This window comes from Neisseria perflava, from assembly GCF_002863305.2.
Lineage (GTDB): Bacteria > Pseudomonadota > Gammaproteobacteria > Burkholderiales > Neisseriaceae > Neisseria > Neisseria perflava_A.
The window spans coordinates 920,439-940,444 of sequence record NZ_CP136962.1 but is presented as its reverse complement, the minus strand read 5'-3'; the positions used below and the strand labels follow the sequence as shown (position 1 = coordinate 940,444).

Sequence of the window (20,006 nt, the reverse complement as noted above, 5' to 3'; positions counted from 1 at the left end):
AATAAGGAAAAATGATGGAACTAAGCTATTTTGCCTTGATTGGCGCGCCAAACTGCGGCAAAACCGTTTTGTTCAACGGTTTGACCGGCTCACATGCCAAGGTTGCCAATTATCCGGGCGTAACTGTCGATAAGCGCGAGGGCGCCTTCCTCGACGACGAGGCCGTCCGCATTATCGACCTGCCGGGCACATACAGCCTACGCACGACCAGCCCCGACGAAGCGGTGGCGAAAGATGTAATGGTAGGCAAGATGGGCATTCCGCCCGATGCCATTATTGCCGTTGCCGACGCGACCAACCTGCGTATGACCCTGCGCATGATTTTGGAACTGAAAACGCTGGGACTGCCTATGGTGGTGTCGCTGAATTTGAGCGACGTGGCCCGCAAAAGGGGCTTGAATATCGACGCGGCCAAACTGAGCGAGTTGTTGGATGCACCTGTTTTGGAAACAGTTGCAGTGAGCGCGTCGGGTGTACAGGCTGTACGCGAAGCCGTGGCGAAGCTGCCGCGCAAACGCTCTTTCCCCGCAAACCCCGCCTCTGCCGAACGCACGCTCGATGCGCTGGATAGCGACAAACTTTATCAAGAAGTCGAATCGATTTTGGCACAAGTGGTACGCACCCAGATGACGCTGCCCGCATGGCACAAAAAACTCGACGACATCGTGCTGCACCCCGTCTGGGGCATGATTATGCTGCTGGTCATCCTGTTTATGGTGTTCCAAGCGGTTTACACATGGGCGGCGCCGATTATGGACGCCATCGAAGGTGGCTTTACCGCGCTGGGCGAATGGATAGGCGCCAACATGGAGCCGGGCATCCTCAGCGACTTGCTCGTCAACGGCGTCATTGCCGGTTTGGGCAGCGTGTTGGTGTTCCTGCCGCAGATTACGATTTTGTTTGCCTTTATCCTGCTATTGGAAGACTCAGGCTATCTGCCGCGTGCAGCCTTCCTGCTGGATAACATCATGGCAAAAAGCGGTTTGTCCGGCCGTTCGTTTATTCCCCTTTTGTCCAGCTTTGCCTGTGCCGTTCCTGCCGTGATGTCGGCGCGTACCATTAACGACCCGCGCGAACGCCTTGTTACCATCGCGGTTGCGCCGTTGCTGACTTGTTCCGCACGTTTGCCAGTGTATGCGCTGATTATCGCCGCTGTTATTCCTGACCGTACAGTGGGTGGGATTTTCAACCTGCAAGGCCTGACATTGTTTATTCTTTATATCGTAGGCATTCTGTCGGCTGCATTGGCAGCGTATATCATGAAACGCTTGGCGCGGATGAAAGGCAATGTGCAACAATTCCCACTTTTGATGGAATTGCCGACTTTCCGTACGCCTAACTTCAAACACATCATGACCAGCCTGTGGGATAGGGTAAAAGCCTTCCTGAAACGCGCGGGTACCATCATTTTTGCGTTGGCCGTGGTTCTGTGGGGCTTGGTAAGCTGGCCGCAACCGCCTGAAGGCGCAACCGGTGCCGCCATCGATTACAGCTTGGCAGGTACGCTTGGTCATGCTATTCAGCCGTTTTTTGCACCTTTGGGCTTTACTTGGGAAATGTGTATCGCCATGATTCCGGGTATTGCCGCGCGCGAAGTGGTCGTTGCCGCATTGGGTACCGTTTATGCCGTCAGCGCGTCGTCTGAAGATGCCGTACAAAACGCATTAATTCCCATCATACACAACAACTGGGGCTTGCCGACTGCCTTTGCCTTCTTGGCTTGGTATGTGTATGCTCCGATGTGTGCCGCGACTTTGACCGTGATTAGACGCGAAACCAAATCCACGAAAAATATGCTTATGATTACAGGCTATTTGTTCCTGATGGCTTATTTTGCCGCATTCGTGGTTTACCAAATTTCTTCAAGGATACTATCATCATGACTCAATATATTATCGTCGGCTTGATTATGCTCGCCTGCGTATTCTTCCTCTTGCGAAAATTCGTATTCAAACCGAAAAAACGCGACTGCAGCAGCGGCTGCGGCAAATGTGGCGGTTGCGGTTAAATAAAGAGGGTTAGGTAAAAGTAAAAGGCCGTCTGAAATGGTTTCAGACGGCCTTTTTGTATGTTTGAACTATGGTTCAATTGTTGTTGTAGGTCTTTCTAAGATTCTGTGACAAAATGTTTAAACTGTCTTTTTTCTTGGGAATAGGATACAAGTGATTAAGAATATCAATGCTCCCCCTACGAAATCAATCAAATGGTGTTGATAGACAAATAAGACCGAAATGGCGAGTAAAAATCCCCATATACCAAAAAATGATTTTAAGAATTTGGATTTGAATTCTCTACAATAAACCTCAGCTGAAAGAAAAGCGAAACTCACATGTAATGACGGGCATTGATTAAAACTACTGTCCAATTTTCCCAAAATATAAAAGAAGGATTTTAAAATTTGGTTATCGACTTCAGGCTTGGGAAAATAAAATTTCATGGGAAATATTACAAATAGAGCAGTAGAAACTCCGATTAAAAAGGTTGCTCTTTTTATCAGTAATTTCAGACTGCTTTCGTTCTTTTCCAAAAATATAGTGACCAAGAAGAAAAACGGTGACGTCATATAAGGCAACATAAATATGGGCAAGAAAGGAATATTCCTTTCCCAGTCCATAAAATATGAAGGCACATTATCGACTGTATAGGTATAAAACTCAGCTCCCTTGTAAAAAACGACAAAAAATATTGATATAAAAATTGTATATTTAATCTTTAGTTTCGATAGCTTATCCACTTACCGATTCTCTCCATCCATGATTCCAATATAATTAAAATCGTAAAAATTCATCACATTATCATATATATCAGTGATATGGAATATGTCGCACTGTCTCTAATATTTTGTCGGATGGTTATCCCACCTATGGTTTCAGACGGCCTCGAAAGGTGGATTGCAAAAAAAGCGCAAAACTACAGATTGGGTATGATATTGAAGTGAATCTTTCAGTAGTCTCATGATTTATTGAACGGGAAGCCTGAAATGTCCGGTAATGGTGTAGCGGTAGAGGACATCGTCTTCACGGGTTCCCGAACCGATATTATGGATAATCAGTGGCCTGTCGCCGATTTTGCGGTCAGAGACAATGCCGATATGGGGACGGTTGCCTTTTAGTTCCCAAGTTACGATATCTCCGGCTTGATAGTTTGTATCTTGAACTACCCAACCTTGGCGTGTGAAATAAGTTATCAGGTTAGGGACGCGGCGGTGGTCGATATTAGTGTCCGGCTGTTTCAAACCCCAGCGTTTAGGATAGACAGAAAAGTTACTGCTCATGTCTTGATGAACAAGCTCTTGCAAATCTATATTTTGGTCACGTAAGGCTCGGATAATAACGTCTGTGCAAACACCTTTTGATATAGGTACATCGCCCATCGGATAAGTGAGCTTCGTGTAAGCCGGGTCATAACGAAGGGTTTTGCCAATTTGGTTGCGCGCAGATTGTACGATTTGCGGTGATGGTCCTTCGGGTTCGGTAATCTTTTGTTGTAGGAAATCGGTATTAATACTTAGGATCGAGTTGTGATGACGGGCAAAAAATACAGCTGTTGTAATCAGAAGGATGGAAAGCGCAATACTGAGAACTATGGGCTTAAAGGCAATTTTGTGTTTCATGATATATGCATGGCTTAGATGTTGACTGCATTATTATCAGATTTTTGGGTGGGTTGGCAATGCATAATGGAAAAATGGTCTTGAGCAAGTATGTACGGGCAAATAATAGATGAGTGTTATTTGGGTATTACTAAAACGTTTTTCTTAAATATAGATTTTAAATTGGCACATGATAAAAGGCCGTCTGAAATTGTTTCAGACGGCCTTGGTTATTGGAGAAGGCTTATTTCAACGCTTCCAGCAGCTTTCCGTGTATTCCACCAAAACCGCCGTTGCTCATGACCAAAATATGATCGCCTGCTTCGGCATTTTTGACGATTTCGGCAACAAAGGCATCGAAGTCGTTGCCAACGTGCAGTTTGCTGCCTAAAGGTGCGAGGGCTTCGGCGATGTCCCAGTCCACGCCACCGGCGTAGCAGAACACTTGGTCTGCATCGTTTAAGCTTGCAGGTAAGGCGGCTTTCATTGTGCCAAGTTTCATGGTATTGGAACGCGGCTCGAGGACAGCGAGGATGCGTGCGTTACCGATGCGCTGGCGTAAACCTTCGATGGTGGTTTCGATGGCGGTCGGGTGGTGGGCGAAGTCGTCGTAAACAGTGATGCCGTTTACCGTGCCTTTGATTTCCATACGGCGTTTGACGTTTTTAAATGCACTTAAAGCTTCGCAGGCCGTCTGAATATCGACGCCGGCATGACGTGCAGCGGAGATAACGGCGAGGGCGTTCATACGGTTGTGTTCGCCCATCAGTTCCCACGCGACGTGTCCGACTGTTTCGCCGTGATGGCGTACGTCGAACGAGCCGTCGGCATGGACGGTACCAACCTGCCAGCCTTGTTCGGTACCGAATTTTTCTACGGGCGTCCAGCAGCCTTTGTCCAAAGTATCTTGCAGGCTTTGCTGCTGGCCATTGCAGACGATGAGGCCTTCAGACGGCACGGTGCGTACCAAATGATGGAATTGGGTTTGAATGGCGCCCAAATCGGCAAAAATGTCGGCGTGGTCGAATTCTAAATTGTTCAAAATTGCGGTACGCGGACGGTAGTGTACGAATTTGGAGCGTTTGTCGAAAAAGGCGGTGTCGTATTCGTCGGCTTCGATGACGAAGAATGGGGATTTTGAGTTAGGGTCTTGGCGAGGCGTTTGCGGCAGGCGGGCGGAAACACTGAAGTTTTCCGGTACGCCGCCAATCAGGAAGCCCGGCGCGAGACCGGCATATTCTAAGACCCATGCCAGCATGGAGGCTGTGGTCGTTTTGCCGTGTGTTCCGGCTACGCCGAGTACCCAGTGCTGGTGTAATACGTTTTCAGCAAGCCATTGCGGGCCGGAAATATAAGGCAGGCCGCGGTTTAAAATCGCTTCAACCACATCCATCCCGCGTTTGGCAACATTACCGATAACGTAAATATCGGCTTTAAATTCGTCTAATTGAGCTGCATCAAAACCTTCGTGTACGTCTATGCCCAATGCTTCGAGCTGGGTGCTCATCGGCGGATACATCTTTGCGTCGCAACCGCTGACTTTAAAACCTGCTTCTTTGGCAATAGCCGCTACGCCGCCCATAAATGTGCCGCCGATACCGATAATGTGGATGTGTTTCATGATAAAACCGTCTTGGGAATGAATTAATTTTAAAGCCGTCATTATAACGGAGTTTGGATAAAGAAAGGGGTCGTCTGAAAAGTTAGACAACAATAAGAATAGGAAACAAATACGAGGAATTTGATTTTAAAAGGAGGGCATTGAGGTTTTGCAAGTATGGGATTGGGGTTAGCCCTGCTTTGGAAAGAGTTATTTGATACGGTAAAGTTGTTCACGAAGGTCAGGTGAAGCATTGCCTTGAATTCCTCCATACTTGATGGCGTGAGGTTTTCGGTAACTGGTTTATTTGGATAGACTTTAGAAAATGGATGGTTGTTGTTATTAAAATAATGCCGTCTGAGAAATAAGTCTTGATTAAAACAAGTCATGACTTTTTTCAGACGGCATTTGTATCCTGTGTTTTACGATTTCTATTAAAGTGCTGCTTCTGAGCGTTCTCCGGTACGAATACGGATGGCTTCTTCAACCGGATAAATGAAGATTTTACCGTCACCGATTTTGCCGGAATGTGCGGTTTCCAAAATGGCATCAACGGCCTGATCGACTTTGTCGTCAGCCAATACCAATTCGATTTTCACTTTAGGCAGGAAATCAACTGCGTATTCTGCGCCGCGATAAATTTCCGTATGGCCTTTTTGGCGGCCGAAACCTTTGACTTCGCTGACGGTCATGCCGGTAATGCCGATTTCAGTCAGGATTTCGCGTACATCGTCGAGTTTGAAAGGTTTGATAATAGCTTCGATTTTTTTCATATTGAGTCTCCTTGTTTGCGAAAAGGCCGTCTGAAACATTCAGACGGCCTTTGTTCCATCAAGTTCGTTCAAATTTTATTTGAGTGAACTTATTTCTTTTTCTGAGCAGGCAGGTCGGTACATACGCCCAATGCCACTTCCGCAGCCATACCGATGGATTCGCCCAGGGTTGGGTGTGGGTGGATGGTTTTACCGATATCGGCTGCATCACAGCCCATTTCAATCGCCAAGCAGACTTCGCCGATCATATCGCCGCCGTTAGGACCAACGATACCGCCGCCGATGATGCGGCCGGTTTCAGCATCAAAAATCAGCTTGGTGAAACCATTGTCGCAACCGTTGGCAATCGCACGACCGGAAGCAGCCCATGGGAAGTTGGCTTTGGTGATTTTGCGGCCGGAGGCTTTGGCAGACAACTCGGTTTCGCCAACCCATGCCACTTCAGGAGAAGTGTAGGCAACGCCCGGAATAACGCGCGCGTCAAAGTAGGCTTTGTGGCCGGCGCAGTTTTCAGCGGCAACGTGGCCTTCGTGAACGGCTTTGTGCGCCAGCATAGGCTGACCGACGATGTCGCCGATGGCGTAGATGTGCGGCACATTGGTACGCATTTGTTTATCGACTTCGATGAAGCCGCGATCGGTCACAGCGACACCGGCTTTTTCAGCGCTGATGAGTTTGCCGTTAGGAGCACGACCGGCAGCTACGAGTACGGCATCGTAACGTTGTGGCTCTTTAGGCGCATTTGCACCTTCAAAGGTAACGTAAACGCCGTCTTCTTTAGGCTCGACAGCAACAGTTTTGGTGTTGATCATGATGTTGTCAAAACGGTATTCGTTTTGTTTTTGCCATACTTTAACCAAGTCGCGGTCTGCGCCTTGCATCAGGCCGTCCATCATTTCAACAACATCCAGACGAGAACCCAGAGTGCTGTAAACCGTACCCATTTCGAGACCGATGATGCCGCCGCCGATGATCAATAGTTTGCCCGGTACTTCTTTCAGAGCCAAAGCGCCGCTGGAGTCGATGATGCGAGGGTCTTCAGGGATGAAAGGCAGTTTGGTTACGCGGCTGCCGGCAGCAATGATACAGTTTTTGAAGGCAACGATTTTTTTCTCGCCGGTAGGCGTAGCTTGTTCGTACACTTCGCTGGTCGTCAGAGAAACTTCCAAGTGGTGCGGATCCAAGAATTGGCCGTCACCTTGGATAACGTCTACTTTACGGCCTTTAGCCATGCCTGCCAAACCGGTAGTCAGACGGGAAACAACGCCGTCTTTGTAGCCGCGCAGCATGTCGATGTCGAGTTCAGGCTCTGGGTATTTGATACCGTTGGCAGCCAAGTGACGTACTTCATCGATAACGGCAGCGTTGTGCAACAAGGCTTTGGAAGGGATACAGCCGACGTTCAAGCAAACGCCGCCCAAAGTTTTGTAACGTTCAACGATGGCAACTTTCAAGCCTTCGTCGGCAGCGGCAAATGCAGCGGAATAACCGCCGGGACCGCCACCCAATACGACCACATCGTATTCGGCATCGGCAGAACCGCCGAATTGTGCAGCTTGAGGAGCTGGAGCAGCAGCTTTAGGGGCTTCTTGTGCAGGAGCAGCTGGTGCTTCGGCTTTAGGAGCGGCAGCTGCACCTTCTGCTTCAACGACTGCAATCAAGCCGCCTTCGGAGATTTTATCGCCGACTTTAACTTTAACTTCTTTAACGACACCTGCAACTTCGGCAGGTACGTCCATAGTGGCTTTATCGGTTTCCAAAGTAATCAGGGTATCGTCCACGGCAATGGTGTCGCCTACATTTACTTCAACCGCAATAATATCTACATTTTCGTGACCGCCAATGTCTGGCACTTTTAATTCAACTAAGCTCATGTCTAATCTTTCTGAATGATGTTCGGACTTCTTTTTTCAGACGGCCTAAGTAAAAAGGCCGTCTGAAAATGCTTGGATTACAGAGTAATGCGGCGGAAGTCTTTCAACAGGTTAGCCAGGAATACGGTAAAGCGCATACCGGCGGCACCGTCGATGACGCGGTGGTCGAAGGACAGGCTCAATGGGCACATCAAGCGAGGAGCGAATTCTTTGCCGTTCCAAACCGGTTTGATTTGGGATTTGCACACGCCCAAGATGGCAACTTCAGGAGCATTCACGATCGGAGTGAAGCCTGTGCCGCCGATACCGCCCAAGCTGGAAATGGTAAAGCATGCACCTTGCATTTCTTGCGGTTTGAGCTTGCCTTCGCGGGCTTTTTTAGACAATTCGGTCAGCTCTTGGCTGATTTGTTTCAAGCCTTTTTGATCCACGTCTTTGATTACTGGAACAACCAAGCCGTTTGGTGTGTCGGCTGCGAAACCGATGTTGAAGTAGTTTTTCAGCACCAAGTTGTCGCCATCCAAAGAGGCATTGAATTCAGGGAAGGCTTTCAGCGCAGCAACAGAGGCTTTGATGATGAACGCCAATGGGGACAGTTTCACGCCTTCGCGTTCCCATTCTTTGTTCAGCTGTTTGCGGAATTCTTCCAATTCGGTCATGTCCGCTTCTTCGTGTACGGTAACGTGAGGAATCACAACCCAGTTGCGAGACAGGTTTTGACCGGAGATTTTCTTAATGCGAGACAGTTCTTTAACTTCGACGCTGCCGAATTTAGAGAAGTCAACTTTAGGCCATGGCAACCAGTCCAGACCACCGCCCAAAGAGGCAGCGGCAGGTTTGCCAGCACCGCTTTGCATAACGGATTTAACGAAGGCTTTAACGTCTTCGCCCATGATACGGCCTTTCAGACCGGTACCTTTGACTTGACCCAGATCTACGCCCAATTCGCGTGCCAGTTTGCGTGCGGAAGGACCGGCATGTGCTTTGGCAAATGCAGCTTCGTCAATTTTGGCAGCTACAGGTGCAGCCGGAGCAGGCGCAGCGGCTGGTGCTGGAGCGGCAGCAGGGGCTGAAGCAGCGGCTGGTGCAGGTGCAGCAGCTTGAGCGGCAGGAGCAGGAGCTGCTGCGGCAGAACCGGCAGTTTCTACTTCGATAATGGCAGAACCTTCAGATACTTTGTCGCCAACTTTTACAAATACGGCTTTAACCACACCGGCTTCTGTACATGGTACGTCCATAGTGGCTTTGTCGGTTTCCAGAGTAATCAGAGTGTCGTCAACGGCAACAGTGTCGCCAACTTTAATTTCAACGGCAATAATGTCTACATCTGTATGACCGCCAATATCCGGTACAACGACTTTTACAGTTGCACCGCCTGCAGGGGCTGCGGCAGGAGCGGCAGCCGGAGCTGCAGGAGCCGGGGCTGCATCGGCAGCGGCGGCATCGGTTTCAACGGTCAGAATAACGCCGCCTTCAGAGATTTTATCGCCAACTTTAACTTTAACTTCTTTTACGACACCGGCTGCATCGGCAGGTACGTCCATAGTGGCTTTGTCGGTTTCTAAAGTAATCAGGGTGTCGTCAACGGCAATGGTGTCGCCTGCTTTAACTTCTACAGCGATGATGTCGACGTTTTCATGACCGCCGATATCAGGGACTTTGATTTCTACGATACTCATTTGAGTTCCTTTAATATTTTCAGTTTGATGCCGTCTGAAAACTGTTTCACACGGCATCGGTACAGTTTGTCTGTTCAAACCATTCAAACATTTGGTTTCCAGACGGCCTAATGTTGGCATGAAGCAAACAGGCCGTCTGAAACATCAATTAGCGTTTCCAGCTAGGAGCTGCATCGGCTTTGATACCATATTTTTTAATGGCTTGTTGAACGGTTTCTTTGCTGACTTTGCCCTGTTCGGCCAGAGCGCTCAATGCAGCAACGGCAACGTTGTAGCGGTCAACTTCGAAGAAGCTGCGCAGGTTGGCACGGCTGTCGGAACGACCGAAGCCATCGGTACCCAAGACGTGGTAGTCGTTAGGGATGTAGGCACGGATACGGTCGGCATAGCTGCGGATGTAGTCGGTAGCGGCAATAACCGGACCGTCATGGCCTTGCAGTTGAGAAGTAACAAACGGTACTTTTGCAGTTTCCAATGGGTTCAGACGATTGAAGCGTTCCACTTCGATGGCATCGCGGTGCAGCTGGTTGAATGATGGGCAAGACCAGATGTCTGCTTCTACGCCGAAGTCGGCTTTCAACAATTCGGCACCGGCAATTACTTCTTGCAGGATGGTACCGGAACCCATCAATTGGACTTTTTTGTCGCCTTTGCCACTGGCTTTCAGCAAGTACATACCTTTCAGGATATCTTGTTCTACGCCTTCAGGCATGTCCGGATGGGTGTAGTTTTCATTCATCAGGGTGATGTAGTAGAACACGTCTTCGTGGTTAACATACATGCGGCGCAAGCCATCGTGTACGATAACGGCTACTTCATATTGGAATGTCGGATCGTAAGTTACACAGTTTGGAATCAAGTCTGCTTGAATGTGGCTGTGGCCGTCTTCGTGTTGCAAACCTTCGCCATTCAGTGTTGTACGGCCGGCTGTACCACCCAGCAGGAAACCGCGTGCATGCATATCGCCTGCTGCCCATGCCAAGTCGCCAACGCGTTGGAAACCGAACATAGAGTAGTAGATATAGAAAGGAATCATGGCAAAGTCGTTGTTTGCGTAGCTGGTCGCAGCAGCAATCCAGTCAGCCATGGCACCTGGTTCGTTAATACCTTCTTGCAAGATTTGACCGTCAACAGATTCTTTATAGAACATCAGTTGGTCTTTATCTTGAGGGGTGTATTGTTGGCCTTTAGGGTTCCAAATACCGTATTGACGGAACATACCTTCCATACCGAACGTACGGCTTTCATCTGGAACGATAGGCACCACGCGTTTGCCGATTTTTTTGTCTTTCAGCAAAGTAGACAGGATGCGGACGAAAGCCATGGTGGTTGAGAATTCACGGTCACCGCTGGATTTCAGTTGAGTCTCAAATGCTGACAACTCAGGCACTTCCAGAACTTCTTGGGTAGGTTTGCGTTGAGGCAGGTAGCCACCCAAAGCTTCACGGCGTGCATGCAGGTATTTGTATTCTTCGCTGTCGGGAGCAAAAGTCAGGTAAGGCAGGTCGCCGCTGTCGATTTGCTCATCGGTAACAGGAATGTCAAAGCGGTCACGGAATTGTTTCAAAGAAGCTTTGTCCATTTTTTTGGCTTGGTGGGCAACGTTTTGACCTTCGCCGGATGCGCCCATGCCGTAACCTTTAATGGTTTTCGCCAAGATTACAGTAGGTTTGCCGTCAGCGTGGTTCACTGCGCGGTCGTAAGCGTTGTACACTTTTTGAGGGTCATGGCCACCACGGTTCAATGCCCAAATTTGTTCATCAGTCATATCGGCGACCAATGCTTTCAGTTCAGGCGTATTGAAGAAGTGTTCGCGAACGTATGCACCGTCTTTGGATTTGTAAGTTTGGTAGTCACCGTCCAAGCACTCTTCCATACGTTTGCGCAGGATGCCATCTTTGTCTTTTGCCAAGAGGCGGTCCCAACGACGACCCCAGATGACTTTCACAACATTCCAGCCGGCGCCGGCAAAGTTGCCTTCCAGCTCTTGAATGATTTTGCCGTTACCGCGTACTGGACCGTCCAAACGTTGCAGGTTACAGTTGATGACGAATACCAGGTTATCCAAGCCTTCGCGTGAAGCCAGAGCAATAGCACCTTGGCTTTCAGGTTCATCCATTTCGCCGTCGCCACAGAATACCCATACTTTACGGCCTTTGGTTTTAGCCAGGCCGCGAGATTCCAAGTATTTCAGGAAACGGGCTTGGTAAATCGCCATCAATGGGCCAAGACCCATAGATACGGTTGGGAATTGCCAGAAGTCAGGCAACAGGTGAGGGTGAGGATAGGAAGGCAGACCATGACCGGCAACTTCTTGACGGAAGTTGTTCAATTGGTCTTCAGTCAGACGGCCTTCAACGAAAGCGCGTGCGTAGATACCAGGGGCAACGTGGCCTTGGAAGAATACCAAATCGCCTTCTTCGCCTTCACCTTTAGCTTTCCAGAAGTGGTTGAAGCCGACTTCGTACATAGTGGCGGCTGATTGGAAAGATGCAATGTGTCCACCCAATTCCAAATCTTTTTTACCTGCGCGCAAAACGATAGCGGCAGCGTTCCAACGAACGAATGCACGGATACGGTGTTCGATGTTTTGGTCGCCGGGGATGCCTTTTTCGTCTTCAACGGAAACGGTGTTCAAGTATGGAGTAGTGGTGCCATGAGGCATACGGATGCCTTTGTCACGGCTGTATTTGACCAAACTTTCCAGCAGATACTGGGCGCGTTCGCTGCCTTCATATTCTAAAACAGAGCTTAACGCGTCTAACCATTCTTTGGTTTCAATTGGGTCAACATCGTGTAATTGGGTGGACATAATATCTATCCTTGTGTTGAGTGTTTTTCAATGACGGAGTATTACTCCGATATTTTCGTTTGTGAACATATGTGAGTTAAAAACGAAAATTCCTAGAGTTAGATTCGAAAAAAGTTTTAATTACTGAAATATTTTCAATACGTTATAGCCATTGATGGAAAATCAGAAAGAATTGAACTTTTTACGAACCGGCTAACCTGCAAATGCTATCAGTAATTGGGCAAACTGGCAAATCATGCTGTAGATATTGATAGGATGTAAAGGTTGAAATAAGATTTTTTAAAAGAGTTATGGAGCTTGTTTTTAAATCGGGATATTGAGTAGATACAGTAAAAAAGTATTAAATGTTTGAGTAAATGGATTCGAATACGAAAAATATTTTTCAAATTTTGTTGTGAATTGAAAGTTTATATTGGATTTAGGGTTTGAAAGGGAAAATTTAGATTATCTGATTCTTTACAAAGAGAATAGGTCGTGTCTGAAGACTTTAAAGAGATTAAGAGGGAATGGGATTTGAAGATGACGATTATTGAGGAAGGGTAAATAAAAAAAATGACATGTACAGGCTGTTTAGTTTAGCTCTGACATGTCATTTATGTAGGAAGTTAGAATTTCAGACGGCCTTTAAGCGGCAGAGACCTTTTGAGCGAATTGCTTCCATTGAGCCAAAAGCTCTTTAAGAACATCTTGTTGTTCATGTCCATGTTGGATGGCTTCTTGTAGCAAGAAACAAGCATTGTTGATGTCTTTTTCTACGCCCATACCATGATAATACAGACAGGCAAGATTATATTGAGCCATTGTGTCTCGTTGTTTGGCCGCTGCTTCAAACCATTTTGCAGCTTGGGCATAGTCGACAGGTACACCTTGTCCACTGTAATACATCATACCAAGATTGGTTTGGGATTTGCTGTGCCCACGTTCTGCGGATTGGTGGTATAGATCCAGTGCTTCAGCGTAATTTTGTTGGCGTTTTAAGCCATAGTGCGCTGCAAATGCCAGCTTGTATAGACGTTCAGCCTCTTGACGTTGGAGGGCGATTTCTTTCGTCAGTTCATAGTTTTGCTGGTTATTCAATGCGCTGTCAGACAGAAGTTTTTGGTAGGCGACAAGATTACCTAAATCAGCCGAGCGTTGATAATATTGACGCGCTGTGTCTGCATCAACTGCTCGTCCCAATCCATAACGATGGATATCACCTAAAAGACGCAAACCTTCCGGATCATTTTGATCCGCTGCAAATTTAGCGTGCTGATAGGCCTTTTGAGGGTCCCGCTCGGTGTTTTTACCCAATAGATATATTTCGGCAAGTGCTACATGCGCATTGCTGTCACCTTGTTCGGCAGCTTTTTCAAACCATTCCAATGCTTCAGCAGGATTTGATGCGGCTAAGAGTTCTGCAAGAGAAGTTTGCGCCGGAACAATGTCGTAATCGGCGGCGATACGTAAATGTTCGATTGCTTTTTCAGGGTTTTGTGCAACACCTTGCCCCAATTTGTATTGAAGGCCGAGTTGCCAGTGTGCCGCAATAAATCCCTGTGCAGCGGATTGCTGATAAAGTTTATGGGAATATTCCAAATCGGGAGAGCTGGAATATTGGTAATGCTGGGCTAAGAAATATTGTGCCTGAGGATTTTGTTGTTCGGTAGCTTTCAATGCCCATTTGACGGCTTCTTGGTCATTGCCGTTATCTGCATATAAACGCATCAGGCGCAGTTGGGCAGGAGCCAATCCTTCTTCGGCAAGCTCTTGATAGGCGTCAACTAAATCTTCTATTGCAATCCCTCTGCTTTCTTCTATTTGCAGAAGGTTGTAACGAGCATATGGATGACCGGCTTGGGCAGCTTGTTTGAGATATGAGACAGCAATTGCTAAATCTTGCGCATTTTCGTGGTGTTCGATCAGGCATCCTGCCAGCTGAAATGCAGCCTCAATATGTCCGGCTTCTGCTGCTTCGCAGAGCAAAGGGATGGCTCGTGCAAAGTCAGGTGGGTCTTGAGTGATTAATTTTTCTGCTAGCAGAAAAGATTCTTCATATTGTTGAGCATTCATCGGTTTGCTTTTATATTTTGTGAAGGATTAGGAATAAAATAATCGGCCGACAGGGTGCGGCCGTTATGATTTTGTAATTTTGAGGTTATTTACAAAAACAGGCAACCGTATTTGTACTTTTATACTTAGAATAATGGAATAATTTTTTTTTATGCTGCATAAATACAACAGAAGGATATGATAAAGTGGGTTGAGAAAATACTTCTGCTGTTTATTCAGTTTAAATTATTTATCATCCGGTTTTTTACGCCACAAAACAAGTAATTTGCCAATATGTTGCACCAGTTGAGCACCCAGTGTTTCACACAGGGTATCACAAATTTCAATACGTTCAGCACGATCATCCCCAAAAACACGGACTTTAATCAATTCGTGCGCTGTCAATGCGGCATCGGTTTCTTTGATGACCGAGTCGGTCAAGCCTTGTTGGCCAACCATAACGACAGGGTGGAGGTGGTGTGCTTGGGCTTTCAAGGCCAAAATTTCTTTGGTGCTTAATTTGTTGTCGCTCATTTTGATAAGTATCCAATTAAAAAGAATAATGGCTATATTGTACGCGATTTAGAACATTTACGGGGGAAATAACGTACAATGCTGATTTTAACTTAAGCATTTCAAATCAAGATGGCTGTACGCTCAAAATCTTCAAAAGCATGGCTGCATGAGCACGTCAACGATCATTATGTCCATATGGCACAAAAAGACGGATATCGTGCCAGAGCGGCTTATAAATTATTGGAAATCAATCAAAAAGATAAATTAATCAAGCCGGGTACGGTTTTGGCGGATTTGGGCAGCGCGCCGGGAAGTTGGTCACAGGTAGCGGCCAAGCTGGTCGGTAAAACAGGGGCAGTGTTTGCTTTGGATATTTTGCCGATGGATGCTATTGAAGGCGTGTCGTTTATTCAGGGCGACTTTAGGGAGGATGCTGTTTTGGAACAGTTTGAAGCCTTATTAGATAATCGTCCGTTAGACCTTGTAATCTGTGATATGGCACCCAATATGTCAGGCAATGCCGTAACCGACCAGGCACGCAGTTTTTATTTGTGTGAACTGGCTTTGGATTTTGCTTCCCAACATTTGAAAACCGGAGGCAGTTTTTTAGTGAAGGTGTTTCAAGGCGCGGGTTATCAAGAGTATACGGCGGCTATGCGTGAATTTTTTGCCAGTGTACAAACTCGAAAGCCGGATGCTTCCCGCAATCGTTCCAGTGAGATTTACCTATTAGGTAAAAATAAACGCTGACAATGTAGGGTGGGTGCTTTAAAATTCTTTCCCTTGATTTTATTTATTTTGTAACCATGGAGCCTGTTCAGTGGGGAATACCATTAAAAACATATTAGTCTGGGTAGTGGGTGGTGCTATGCTTTTAGCAGCATTCAATGCACTCAGCGATAAGCAGGAAGATAAACAGCAAATCGAATATTCTCAATTTATTCAGCAAGTTAATAGTGGCGAAGTATCCAATGTCAATATTGAAGGATCTGTTGTCAGCGGCTATCTGATTAAAGGTGAGCGCACCGATAAAACTGCCTTCTATACCAATGCGCCTTTGGATGACAACTTGGTTAAAACACTGTTGGATAACAAAGTACGCGTCAAAGTGACTCCGGAAGAAAAACCAAGCATGCTGGCCAGTCTGTTTTACAGCCTGCTGCCTGTTTTGTTGTTGATTGGCGCATGGTTCTACTTCATGCGCATGCAAAGCGGCGGTGGCGGTAAAGGCGGCGCATTCTCTTTTGGTAAAAGCCGTGCACGTTTGTTGGATAAAGATTCCAATAAAGTGACTTTTGCAGATGTTGCCGGTTGTGATGAGGCAAAAGAAGAAGTACAAGAAATCGTAGATTATTTGAAAGCACCCAATCGTTATCAAAGCTTAGGCGGTCGTGTGCCGCGCGGTATTTTGTTAGCAGGCAGCCCCGGTACGGGTAAAACATTGCTGGCTAAAGCGATTGCTGGTGAGGCTGGTGTGCCATTCTTCAGTATTTCAGGTTCTGATTTCGTAGAAATGTTTGTCGGTGTCGGCGCGAGCCGTGTCCGCGATATGTTCGAGCAGGCCAAGAAAAACGCGCCATGTATCATCTTTATCGATGAAATTGATGCTGTCGGCCGTCAGCGCGGTGCCGGTTTGGGCGGTGGCAATGATGAGCGTGAGCAAACATTAAACCAATTATTGGTTGAAATGGATGGTTTTGAAAGCAACCAAACTGTTATTGTGATCGCAGCAACCAACCGTCCTGATGTACTTGACCCTGCGTTGCAGCGTCCGGGCCGTTTTGACCGTCAAGTCGTTGTTCCATTGCCTGATATCCGTGGCCGTGAGCAAATCTTGAAAGTACACGCTAAAAAAGTACCTTTGGATGCATCCGTAGATTTGACTTCTTTAGCACGCGGTACACCTGGTTTTTCAGGTGCGGATTTGGCAAACTTGGTCAATGAAGCAGCTTTGTTTGCCGGCCGTCGTAATAAAGTTAAAGTCGATCAAAGCGACTTTGAAGATGCTAAAGACAAAATCTACATGGGTCCGGAGCGTCGCAGTATGGTAATGCACGAAGATGAAAAACGTGCGACAGCCTATCATGAGGCCGGTCATGCAATCGTAGCGGAAAGCCTGCCGTTTACCGATCCGGTTCACAAAGTAACGATTATGCCTCGTGGCCGTGCATTGGGTTTGACTTGGCAACTGCCTGAGCGTGACCGCATCAGTATGTACAAAGATCAAATGTTGAGCCAGCTCTCAATCTTGTTTGGTGGCCGTATTGCTGAAGATATTTTTATTGGCCGTATTTCTACCGGCGCATCTAACGACTTCGAGCGTGCAACTCAAATGGCACGCGAGATGGTAACGCGTTATGGTATGAGCGACAAAATGGGTGTGATGGTTTATGCTGAGAACGAAGGTGAAGTATTCTTGGGTCGCAGCGTAACCCGTTCTCAAAATATTTCCGAGAAAACCCAACAAGATATCGATGCGGAAATCCGCCGTATTTTGGATGAGCAATACCAAGTGGCTTACAAAATCTTGGATGAAAATCGCGATAAGATGGAAACCATGTGCAAAGCACTGATGGATTGGGAAACTATCGATCGAGACCAAGTTTTGGAAATTATGGCCGGTAAACAACCTAGCCCGCCTAAAGATTACAGCCACAATGTCCGTGATGACAAAGTAGAAGAGTCTGAAGCACCTATTGCTGAAGCTGCTGAACCTGTTGAGCAAAATGAGGTTCAGAATACTGAGTCAGTAGAAGCAGACAAAACAGATAAATCTGTATAAGGCTTGAAACAGAAAACGGTAGCTTTTAAGCTACCGTTTTTATTTTGAAGATAAGCTAAAGGCCGTCTGAAAATTTTCAGACGACCTGATTTTATTGAGTCAATTACAAAACAGCCAAAGCCGCTTCGTAGTCAGGCTCGTTCGCAATTTCAGAAACCAACTCAGCGTGGAGAACTTGGTTTTGCTCGTTCAAAACCACAACTGCGCGGGCAGTCAGGCCGCGTAATGGGCTTTCTGTCAGTGTAACACCGTAATCGTTAGAAAAGCTGCTGCGGAATGTGGAAAATGTCACTACATTTTCCAAACCTTCTGCGCCGCAGAAACGGGCTTGTGCAAACGGTAAATCAGCAGAAATGCACAAAACAACGGTATTATCCAAAGAAGAAGCACGTTTGTTGAAAGTGCGGACGGATTGGGCGCATACGCCGGTGTCAATGCTGGGGAAAATATTCAGCACTTTGCGTTTGCCTGCAAAGTCAGCCAATGATTTCTCAGATAGGTCTGCCGCTACCAATGTGAAATCATGTGCAACTTGGCCGATAGCGGGCAAGTTGCCGTTTGTAGAAATAGGTGAGCCTTGGAAAGTAACTTGAGCCATGATTCAGTCCTTGTGTCAGGGGAAAATAGGATGGTTAGGGGTTTAGTAATGGCGGCGACGGAAATAGAACATGCCTTCGCTGTCAATTTCTAAAATATAGCGGCCGTTTTGTACGGCGGCATAACCGCTTTTGCCCTCGGTATAAGGCTGTAAAGCAGCGTGTGAAATCAGATAGTCGGTCAGTTTGTTGCCGTCTTGGGCAATATTGTCTACCATTTTTGCAAAGACAGTGTGGCAGACGCCGTTGGCTGACCAGCCGGCTGAAACGCCTTTTTCATTTTTTTCCATGCATTGGCCGCTGATGACTTCTAAGTCGGTAGGGTGCTTGCCAATCAGATTGATGATGCCGCCCTCTATGCCGTTAATCGGATAGGTACGTTGTTTTTTACCTTCTTTAGTTTCGCCTTCTTGAGCTGTACCTAAATCCAAACCGGCTATGGCTTGTTCATCGATATATTTAACTTTGAAGGTAGGTTTAGGCACTTTGCCTGAAGCAGCATCATTGGCTGCAGTATCTTCAGCTTTACCGCCGCAGGCAGCCAATGAAAGGCTGAGCAAGATAAGGAGGAAGGTTTTTTTCATATGAGAAACCCTAGAAAATGATTATATTTCAAATGATAAACGATATTATGGCCGTCTGAAATATTCAGACGGCCTTGCTATTATTATTTCAACGGACGAATACCTACTGCATCGCGTACTTTATCCAACAATTCGCGTGCTTCTTTACGCGCTTTTTGTGCGCCGGTTTGCAAAATGTCTTCAATTTGAGAGGGTTTGGCTGTCAACTCATTGTAACGCTCGCGCGGTTCTGCGAGCTCGGCATTGATTTTTGCACCCAAGAGTTTCTTAGCCTCACCCCAAGCAAGGCCTTCGGCCAGCATTTGCGTGAACTCGGCAGTTTCAAACGGCGTGGAGAAGGCTTTGTAGATTTCAAACAGAGGACTTTCATCAGGCTGTTTCGGCTCGCCGGGTTCTTTCATATTGGTGATGATTTTGTTGACCGATTTTTGGGTTTTCTTGTCGTTTTCCCAAAGCGGAATGGTATTGCCGTAGGACTTGGACATTTTGCGGCCGTCCAAGCCGACCAAGAGTTCGACATTATCGTCGATTTTTACTTCTGGCAGGGTGAAGAGTTCTTGGAAGCGGTGGTTGAAGCGGCCGGCAATATCGCGAGCCATTTCAACGTGTTGGATTTGGTCGCGACCGACTGGAACTTCATGGGCATTGAACATAAGGATGTCGGCAGTCATGAGGATAGGGTAGCTGTACAGGCCCATTTCCACACCATGATCCGGATCTTCCTGACCGTTTTCGGTATTTGCCTGTACTGCGGCTTTATAAGCGTGGGCGCGGTTCATCAGGCCTTTTGCAGTGATACAGGTCAGAATCCAGTTCAACTCCATCACTTCGGGAATATCGCTTTGACGGTAGAAAATGGTCTGTTCCGGATTGAGTCCGCAGGCGAGCCATGTGGCGGCAACAGCTTGAGTAGATTGATGAATCATTTTCGGCTCATGACATTTGATGATGCCGTGATAGTCGGCCAAAAAGAGGAATGATTCGGTATTGGAATCTTGCGCTGCGCGGATAGCCGGGCGGATGGCACCGACATAGTTGCCCAAGTGTGGAATACCTGTTGTGGTAACGCCTGTTAAAACTCGTTTTTTGCTCATGAAAGTATCCTTCGGCACAAAGGCCGTCTGAAAATAAATATGGTGCCGATTATACCTGATTATTCTTGATTTT

Annotated in this window: 16 protein-coding genes; 4 read left to right on the top strand and 12 right to left on the bottom strand. The window is 47.0% G+C overall.

The genetic code is table 11. The annotated features are described in order from the left end of the window. The first annotated feature begins 14 nt into the window (after positions 1-14). Together feoB and CYJ98_RS04175 are read left to right on the top strand one after the other, a co-directional pair. Positions 15-1,883 (top strand): ferrous iron transporter B, encoded by a 1,869-nt coding sequence (feoB, locus tag CYJ98_RS04180; RefSeq protein ID WP_049336637.1) that lies wholly within the window; start codon positions 15-17, stop codon positions 1,881-1,883. After that, a complete protein-coding gene (locus CYJ98_RS04175) occupies positions 1,880-2,008 on the top strand; it encodes a FeoB-associated Cys-rich membrane protein (protein ID WP_003683546.1) in 129 nt (42 codons plus the stop codon). The genes feoB and CYJ98_RS04175 overlap by 4 nt, the downstream gene beginning before the upstream one ends. A 120-nt stretch (positions 2,009-2,128) precedes the next feature. Here the strand turns inward: CYJ98_RS04175 and CYJ98_RS04170 are convergent, their stop codons facing one another. The 9 genes from CYJ98_RS04170 to yhbY all read right to left on the bottom strand — a co-directional run bounded on the left by CYJ98_RS04170 (position 2,129) and on the right by yhbY (position 14,895). After that, positions 2,129-2,734: a phosphatase PAP2 family protein gene (locus CYJ98_RS04170; protein WP_070647095.1), complete on the bottom strand. Its 606-nt coding sequence runs from the start codon at positions 2,732-2,734 to the stop codon at positions 2,129-2,131. A gap of 225 nt (positions 2,735-2,959) precedes the next feature. Continuing rightward, the gene (locus CYJ98_RS04165; protein ID WP_101755475.1) at positions 2,960-3,613 is read right to left on the bottom strand and encodes a DUF1287 domain-containing protein; all 654 of its coding nucleotides are present in this window, start codon (positions 3,611-3,613) and stop codon (positions 2,960-2,962) included. Positions 3,614-3,836: 223 nt separating this feature from the next. Beyond that, positions 3,837-5,213 carry a UDP-N-acetylmuramate:L-alanyl-gamma-D-glutamyl-meso-diaminopimelate ligase gene (gene mpl / locus CYJ98_RS04160; protein ID WP_101755621.1) on the bottom strand — a complete coding sequence of 459 codons (1,377 nt, stop codon included), beginning with the start codon at positions 5,211-5,213 and terminating at the stop codon, positions 3,837-3,839. 413 nt (positions 5,214-5,626) lie between these two features. Continuing rightward, positions 5,627-5,965, bottom strand: a complete 339-nt coding sequence (locus tag CYJ98_RS04155) for a P-II family nitrogen regulator (RefSeq protein WP_003683576.1) — start codon at positions 5,963-5,965, stop codon at positions 5,627-5,629. 89 nt (positions 5,966-6,054) lie between these two features. Continuing rightward, the gene (gene lpdA, locus CYJ98_RS04150; protein WP_101755474.1) at positions 6,055-7,839 is read right to left on the bottom strand and encodes a dihydrolipoyl dehydrogenase; all 1,785 of its coding nucleotides are present in this window, start codon (positions 7,837-7,839) and stop codon (positions 6,055-6,057) included. Between the two features lie 77 nt (positions 7,840-7,916). Next, positions 7,917-9,518 (bottom strand): dihydrolipoyllysine-residue acetyltransferase, encoded by a 1,602-nt coding sequence (gene aceF / locus CYJ98_RS04145; RefSeq protein WP_101755473.1) that lies wholly within the window; start codon positions 9,516-9,518, stop codon positions 7,917-7,919. 148 nt (positions 9,519-9,666) lie between these two features. Next, positions 9,667-12,330: a pyruvate dehydrogenase (acetyl-transferring), homodimeric type gene (gene aceE, locus CYJ98_RS04140; RefSeq protein ID WP_101755472.1), complete on the bottom strand. Its 2,664-nt coding sequence runs from the start codon at positions 12,328-12,330 to the stop codon at positions 9,667-9,669. Between the two features lie 624 nt (positions 12,331-12,954). Next, the gene (locus tag CYJ98_RS04135; protein ID WP_101755471.1) at positions 12,955-14,382 is read right to left on the bottom strand and encodes a tetratricopeptide repeat protein; all 1,428 of its coding nucleotides are present in this window, start codon (positions 14,380-14,382) and stop codon (positions 12,955-12,957) included. Between the two features lie 225 nt (positions 14,383-14,607). Next, complete coding sequence (gene yhbY, locus CYJ98_RS04130) at positions 14,608-14,895, bottom strand: ribosome assembly RNA-binding protein YhbY (protein WP_101755470.1); 288 nt, start codon at positions 14,893-14,895, stop codon at positions 14,608-14,610. Between the two features lie 111 nt (positions 14,896-15,006). Between yhbY and CYJ98_RS04125 the strand changes: the two genes are divergently transcribed. Both CYJ98_RS04125 and ftsH read left to right on the top strand, forming a co-directional pair. After that, positions 15,007-15,627, top strand: a complete 621-nt coding sequence (locus CYJ98_RS04125; RefSeq protein ID WP_101755469.1) for an RlmE family RNA methyltransferase — start codon at positions 15,007-15,009, stop codon at positions 15,625-15,627. Positions 15,628-15,697: 70 nt separating this feature from the next. After that, the gene (ftsH, locus tag CYJ98_RS04120) at positions 15,698-17,659 is read left to right on the top strand and encodes an ATP-dependent zinc metalloprotease FtsH (RefSeq protein WP_101755468.1); all 1,962 of its coding nucleotides are present in this window, start codon (positions 15,698-15,700) and stop codon (positions 17,657-17,659) included. A 103-nt stretch (positions 17,660-17,762) separates the two neighbouring features. Here ftsH and tpx read toward each other — a convergent pair whose 3' ends face one another. The 3 genes from tpx to trpS all read right to left on the bottom strand — a co-directional run bounded on the left by tpx (position 17,763) and on the right by trpS (position 19,933). Continuing rightward, positions 17,763-18,257, bottom strand: coding sequence for a thiol peroxidase (gene tpx / locus CYJ98_RS04115; RefSeq protein WP_101755467.1), 495 nt, complete (start codon positions 18,255-18,257; stop codon positions 17,763-17,765). 42 nt (positions 18,258-18,299) lie between these two features. After that, on the bottom strand, positions 18,300-18,839 hold the full coding sequence (locus CYJ98_RS04110) for a hypothetical protein (RefSeq protein ID WP_101755466.1): 540 nt from the start codon (positions 18,837-18,839) through the stop codon (positions 18,300-18,302). Between the two features lie 83 nt (positions 18,840-18,922). Then, complete coding sequence (trpS, locus tag CYJ98_RS04105) at positions 18,923-19,933, bottom strand: tryptophan--tRNA ligase (protein ID WP_101755465.1); 1,011 nt, start codon at positions 19,931-19,933, stop codon at positions 18,923-18,925. Positions 19,934-20,006: the final 73 nt, after the last annotated feature.

What these genes read in the sequence shown, in the direction of transcription:
- feoB (WP_049336637.1), top strand. Translation starts at nt 15, where the DNA reads ATGGAACTAAGCTATTTTGCCTTGATTGGCGCGCCAAACTGCGGCAAA.
- CYJ98_RS04175 (WP_003683546.1), top strand. Translation starts at nt 1,880, where the DNA reads ATGACTCAATATATTATCGTCGGCTTGATTATGCTCGCCTGCGTATTC.
- CYJ98_RS04165 (WP_101755475.1), bottom strand. Translation starts at nt 3,613, where the DNA reads ATGAAACACAAAATTGCCTTTAAGCCCATAGTTCTCAGTATTGCGCTT.
- mpl (WP_101755621.1), bottom strand. Translation starts at nt 5,213, where the DNA reads ATGAAACACATCCACATTATCGGTATCGGCGGCACATTTATGGGCGGC.
- CYJ98_RS04155 (WP_003683576.1), bottom strand. Translation starts at nt 5,965, where the DNA reads ATGAAAAAAATCGAAGCTATTATCAAACCTTTCAAACTCGACGATGTA.
- lpdA (WP_101755474.1), bottom strand. Translation starts at nt 7,839, where the DNA reads ATGAGCTTAGTTGAATTAAAAGTGCCAGACATTGGCGGTCACGAAAAT.
- aceF (WP_101755473.1), bottom strand. Translation starts at nt 9,518, where the DNA reads ATGAGTATCGTAGAAATCAAAGTCCCTGATATCGGCGGTCATGAAAAC.
- aceE (WP_101755472.1), bottom strand. Translation starts at nt 12,330, where the DNA reads ATGTCCACCCAATTACACGATGTTGACCCAATTGAAACCAAAGAATGG.
- CYJ98_RS04135 (WP_101755471.1), bottom strand. Translation starts at nt 14,382, where the DNA reads ATGAATGCTCAACAATATGAAGAATCTTTTCTGCTAGCAGAAAAATTA.
- yhbY (WP_101755470.1), bottom strand. Translation starts at nt 14,895, where the DNA reads ATGAGCGACAACAAATTAAGCACCAAAGAAATTTTGGCCTTGAAAGCC.
- CYJ98_RS04125 (WP_101755469.1), top strand. Translation starts at nt 15,007, where the DNA reads ATGGCTGTACGCTCAAAATCTTCAAAAGCATGGCTGCATGAGCACGTC.
- tpx (WP_101755467.1), bottom strand. Translation starts at nt 18,257, where the DNA reads ATGGCTCAAGTTACTTTCCAAGGCTCACCTATTTCTACAAACGGCAAC.
- CYJ98_RS04110 (WP_101755466.1), bottom strand. Translation starts at nt 18,839, where the DNA reads ATGAAAAAAACCTTCCTCCTTATCTTGCTCAGCCTTTCATTGGCTGCC.
- trpS (WP_101755465.1), bottom strand. Translation starts at nt 19,933, where the DNA reads ATGAGCAAAAAACGAGTTTTAACAGGCGTTACCACAACAGGTATTCCA.